Raw genomic sequence first — 5,435 nt, 5'->3', positions numbered from 1 at the left:
CAGTTAAGCCCGCAAACGCCGAAAGTACTTGGGGGGAGGCCCCCTGGGAGGATAGGAAGCCGCTGATTACAAAAAGAGAGCAGTGCATTGGCACTGCTCTCTTTTTGTAATCAGCATCTTCTATACTATCACCCAGGGCTTACCCTGGGATAAGCATAAGCAGGGAACACCGTTTGAAGGAGCGCAGCGACGCGCAAACGGTCGTGAGTCGCTTACTTCGAATCGGGAGAAATGAGATAGAAGGCTGATAGGCCTATGTTGCAAAGGCTGCCGATTCGAAGCCCTGATGGAGATATCCTAAACAGATAGACGCGACGCGCAAACTTGTGCGAATCGCTTATGTCGGGTCCTTGCGCAAACAGAATATGTTAGAAGAAATATTCATGTGTGCAGACCCGACTGATAGGTGCGACGAGCGCCAGCAGGAGGCGTATACATCATGTATGCGTTCTTTTTTCCTGTACATGAAAATCGGGTCAAACGATTTAGTTTTTTAAGCGTTTTATATCGTTAACAATTGTTTTAATTGCATTATAGGTATAAAAGTGATATAATACTATGCACTGGGGAAATTTGATAACTACGATTTAAGGGGTGTAGTATTATGACAAGATTTTCTAGTTTTGCTCAGACGCTGCAGGCGTCCGATATTGCTGAATTACTGGCGTTGACAGAAAAACCGGAAGTGATTTCCTTTGCCGGCGGCTTGCCTGCTCCGGAATTATTTCCGATTGAAGAAATGAAAAAGGTCGACGAAGCCATTTACAATGAAGAAGGCCGTAAAGCCGTGCAGTATGGCACGACGGAAGGTTACGTGCCTCTGCGCGAAGAAATCTGCAAGCGCATGAAGGATAAATTCTTTGTAGACTGCAAGCCTGAAGACGTCGTCGTCACGACAGGTTCGCAGCAAGCCTTGTTTATTCTGGCTCAGATTTTGGTAGACAAGGACCAGACGATTTTGATGGAAAGCCCGTCTTACATGGGCGCTATCATGGCTTTCGACCCTGTCGGACCGAAATATACGGAAGTTCCGACAGATGATCAGGGCATCGTTCCGGAAGAATTGGAAAAGATCTTGGCTGCCGATGATTCTATCCGCATGATTTACGTCATTCCGGAGTTCCAGAACCCGACGGGCATTACCTGGCCTGTAGAACGGCGCAAAGCCTTCATGGATATCGTCAATAAGTACGACGTCGTCGTATTGGAAGACGATCCGTATGGCGAAATCCGTTACGATATCGAAAAGCTGCCGTCTTTGAAATCGATGGATACGCAGGGCAAGGTCGTCTTCCTCGGCTCGTTCTCCAAGATTTTCATGCCGGGCCTGCGCCTGGGCTGGATTGTAGCAAATCCGGAAATCATCGATAAATTCGTAAAATTCAAACAAGCCGTCGACCTCGGTACGTCTACCTTCGGTCAGCGTCAGGCAGCATACTTCCTCAAGATGTTTGACATGGAAGCGCATATCGCTAAAATTACGGCATTGTATGCGAAACGCCGCGACCTCATGTATCAGTCCATGGAAAAATACTTCCCTGAAGGCGTTACCTTTACCTATCCGAAGGGCGGCTTGTTCACCTGGGTTACTCTGCCCGAAGGCATGGATGCGAAGGAATTAATGCCGAAATGCCTGGCGAAGGACGTTGCTTATGTTCCGGGCGGTATTTTCTACCCCAACGGCGGCAATGCCAACCATTTCCGTCTGAACTACTCCAACATGCCGGAAGACCGCATTGTCGAAGGCATCAAACGCTTGGGCGACGTATTGAAGGAAGAATTGGCAAAATAAGATTGTCATGCAGCAAAAGGCACATGTCTTACGGCATGTGTCTTTTTTATGCCTGTCATTGTGCTGAACCCTAATGCATGATACAATAAACTGTATTATGTAATGTTGGATAAGGAGGAGCGTATGGCACGGCCTATTGATATATTAAAACGATATTTTGGCTACGAGTCCTTTCGGCCCGGCCAGGAGAAGGTCATTGATACCCTGCTGGAAGGGCGGGATTGTCTGGCCATCATGCCGACGGGGGCTGGCAAGTCGATTTGCTTTCAGGTGCCGGCTCTGCTGCTGCCGGGGATTACGCTCATCGTGTCGCCTCTCATTTCCTTGATGAAGGATCAGGTCGACTCGCTGGTCAACCAGCAGATTCCGGCGACGTATATTAACAGCCAGTGTTCCTTCGACGAGGCAAAGCAGCGCTTTGCGGCTATACGGGCCGGGCGGATCAAATTAGTATACGTGTCGCCGGAACGGCTGCAGAACGAATTCTTTTCGTCCTTCATGCAGACCATGCCGATTGCGATGCTCATCATCGACGAGGCTCACTGCGTGTCACAATGGGGCCATGATTTCCGCCCGAGCTACTGCGCCGTGAAGGAATGGCTGGCTCGGCTGCCGCGCCGTCCTGTCGTCGGGGCATTCACGGCGACGGCGACGGAAAAGGTTAAGGCCGATATGATGAATCTGCTGGGGCTGCAAAACGAACGGGTATTTATTGGCGGCTTCGACCGGCCTAATTTATATTTCCGTGTCGTATCTCCTGCAGATAAAACGATGTTTATCCTAGCGTATTTGCAGCGGCACAAGCAGGACAGCGGCATCATCTATGCGGCGACGCGCAAGGAAGTGGAGCGGCTGTACGGCGAGCTGCGCCGCCGGGGCGTGCGCGTCGGCAAGTATCACGCCGGTATGAGCGACGAGGCGCGGCGAAAGGCCCAGGACGATTTTACCTATGACAATATCGACGTCATGGTGGCGACGAACGCCTTCGGCATGGGCATCGACAAGAGCAACGTCCGCTTTGTCATCCATTACCAGATGCCGAAAAATCTGGAAAGCTACTATCAGGAAGCGGGACGGGCCGGACGGGACGGCGGACCGGGCGAGTGCATCCTGTTGTTCAGCCGGCAGGATATTATGATTCAGAAGTATCTCATTGAAATGTCCGTCCAGGATCCGCAGCAGCAGGACAAGGAGTTCCACATGCTGCAGCGCATGGTTCAGTACTGCGAAGGATGGCATTGCCTGCGCCGCTACATCTTAACGTATTTCGGCGAGGAGCCGTCGTGGCAGCGCTGCGAAAAATGCGGCAACTGCGACCAGGAGACTGTAGAAGAAGACCGAACCTTTGAAGTGCGCAACATTTGCCAGTGCGTCGACGAGCTGAAAGGGCGGTTTGGCCTGACGATGGTCTGCGATATCTTGAAGGGCAGCCAAAATGCCAAGGTCAAGCGCTACGGGTTTCAGAATAAATCGTCCTTCGGCCTGCTGCAGTCCTATTCGGGACCGGAAATTCGCGATATGGTCAAGCAGGCTGTCGAAGACGGATACTTGGAGCAGTCGGAAGGAAAATATCCTGTTCTTTCCCTGACTGCGTCGGGACAGGACGTGCTGGCCGGCAACTGTCAGGTCGTACAAGCGCGGGTCGTCGCGCCGCCGGATGCGGAAATCGACCTTCCGAAACGGCAGGTCAAAAAGAAAGCCTCCGTTATCGACGAAGATGCCTTGCGGCCCTTATTCGACGCCTTGCGGGCCAGGCGCTACGAATTGGCGCAGCGCGAGCATATTCCGCCCTTTGTCATCTTTTCTGACGCGACGCTGTGGGAAATGGCGGCGCAGAAGCCCCTAAGCCTGGAGGCCATGGCGCAGATTAAGGGTGTCGGAGACTTTAAGCTGAACAAGTACGGAAACCAGTTTATTCACGTTATCGAATCGTACATACAGAACCAGAGGTGATACTCATGAGCACTGCTGATACGCAGTATTTAAATATTGTAGAAAACATTTTAACACGAGGCTATTACGCCAATAACCGCACGGGCGTACCGACATATAAGCTGCCCCATCAAATCATGCAGTTTGATTTAGCTGAAGAATTTCCCATCTTGACGACGAAATTCGTCGCCTTCAAGACGGCTGTCAAGGAAATCCTTTGGATTTGGCAGCTCCAGAGCAACGACGTGCGGGAACTGCAGAAAATGAACTGCCACGTGTGGGACGAATGGATGCGGCCCGACGGCACCATCGGCAAGGCCTACGGCTATCAGATACGGAAATACAAGCAGGTAGACAAGCTCCTCGACATGCTGCGCAACGACCCGCAGAACCGCCGCATGATCGTATCGCTGTGGAATATTGAAGACCTGCCGGATATGGCGCTGCAGCCCTGCGCCTTCCAGACGCTGTGGGACGTGACGGATGGCCGCCTGAACTGCATGCTCATCCAGCGCAGCGGCGACATGGGGTTAGGCGTGCCGTTCAACATGACGCAGTATGCCGTGCTGATTCATCTCATTGCCCAGTCCGTCGGCCTGCAGCCGGGTTTGTTTACGCACGTCATCAACAACGCCCATATTTATGAAAACCACGTAGAAGCCCTCAAAACGCAGCTGGCCCGCCGCGGCGAAGCCATGGACGCACCGAAGCTCGTCATCGCTAAGGATATTACCGACTTCTACGCCTTTACGCCCGACGATATTGCCCTGGATAATTACCGGCATTTAGGAAAGCTGCCCATGGAGGTGGCTGTGTAAATGATACATATGATTGCTGCCGTAGCCCGCGACGGGGGCATCGGCAAGGACAACGGCTTATTGTGCCATATTCCGGCTGATTTGAAGCGGTTTAAGGCGCTGACGATGGGACATACCATCGTCATGGGCCGCAAGACCTTTGAAAGCCTTCCGGGCCTGTTGCCGGGCCGGCCTCACGTTGTTGTGACGAGACAAGCCGCTTATGGCGAGGCCCATGAAGGCATTCAGGTCTGCCATTCTGTCGGCGAGGCCTGCCGCCTCATGGACGGCGGCGAAGACTATTTCATCATCGGCGGCGCGGCCATGTACGAAGCGTTTATGGACAAGGCTGACAGCCTGTATTTGACGGAAATCGACGACGTTTTTCCGGCTGATACGTTTTTTCCGGAATTCGATAGGAGCCAGTGGCGGATCTGCGAGCGGGAAGAGCATACGGCCGAAGAAGGAAAGGGGCATGACTTCGCGTTTGTCCATTATGTCAGAAAATAGAATAAGAAGCGGCATGGCAAGGCGGCGCCGCAGCGTTTCTGCAAAACTTCCTATTGAGAATGGTACTGAAACATAGTAAAATAGTACCAGAGCCTGCGTGCTGTAAGTTTATGATTTATAGGAGTGATGTATTGTGTTGCAAGAAGACATGCGCCGCCGTTTGTACGTATCGGCTATGCAGCGCGGTGCTGCCGTATATGCTGTCCTGCTGCTGCCCCTTGGCTATGTCATGCCGCCTTATTTGGCTTGGGAAAACGGGGTATTGGAAATGCTCCAAAACATAGTCTTATTTGGCATGGTAAATTGCAAGTTGAATTTGAACAACCATAATCAGGAAACACACTCACTAGCATAAACTTCATCGAGGAATGCATCAAATAGCTCTGACGGCGTATGGTAGCCCA

Annotated in this window: 5 protein-coding genes; all 5 read left to right on the top strand. The window is 51.9% G+C overall.

Translation table 11 applies throughout. The features are described from left to right. Positions 1-604: 604 nt before the first annotated feature. A complete protein-coding gene (locus B5F80_RS11000) occupies positions 605-1,792 on the top strand; it encodes a PLP-dependent aminotransferase family protein (protein WP_087478865.1) in 1,188 nt (395 codons plus the stop codon). A 123-nt stretch (positions 1,793-1,915) separates the two neighbouring features. Continuing rightward, a complete protein-coding gene (gene recQ, locus B5F80_RS10995; protein WP_087478864.1) occupies positions 1,916-3,745 on the top strand; it encodes a DNA helicase RecQ in 1,830 nt (609 codons plus the stop codon). A gap of 5 nt (positions 3,746-3,750) precedes the next feature. Further along, positions 3,751-4,542 (top strand): thymidylate synthase, encoded by a 792-nt coding sequence (locus B5F80_RS10990; RefSeq protein WP_087478863.1) that lies wholly within the window; start codon positions 3,751-3,753, stop codon positions 4,540-4,542. Continuing rightward, positions 4,543-5,031 (top strand): dihydrofolate reductase, encoded by a 489-nt coding sequence (locus B5F80_RS10985; RefSeq protein ID WP_087478862.1) that lies wholly within the window; start codon positions 4,543-4,545, stop codon positions 5,029-5,031. Positions 5,032-5,164: 133 nt separating this feature from the next. Continuing rightward, entirely contained in the window at positions 5,165-5,386 is a 222-nt protein-coding gene (locus tag B5F80_RS10980; RefSeq protein ID WP_087478861.1) for a hypothetical protein, read from the top strand. Positions 5,387-5,435 lie beyond the last annotated feature (49 nt).

Origin of the sequence: Megasphaera sp. An286, from assembly GCF_002163455.1 — a bacterium.
Taxonomy (GTDB): Bacteria; Bacillota; Negativicutes; order Veillonellales; family Megasphaeraceae; genus Megasphaera; species Megasphaera stantonii.
The sequence above is the reverse complement of the archived record's forward strand: the minus strand, read 5'-3'. Positions and strand labels throughout refer to the sequence as shown.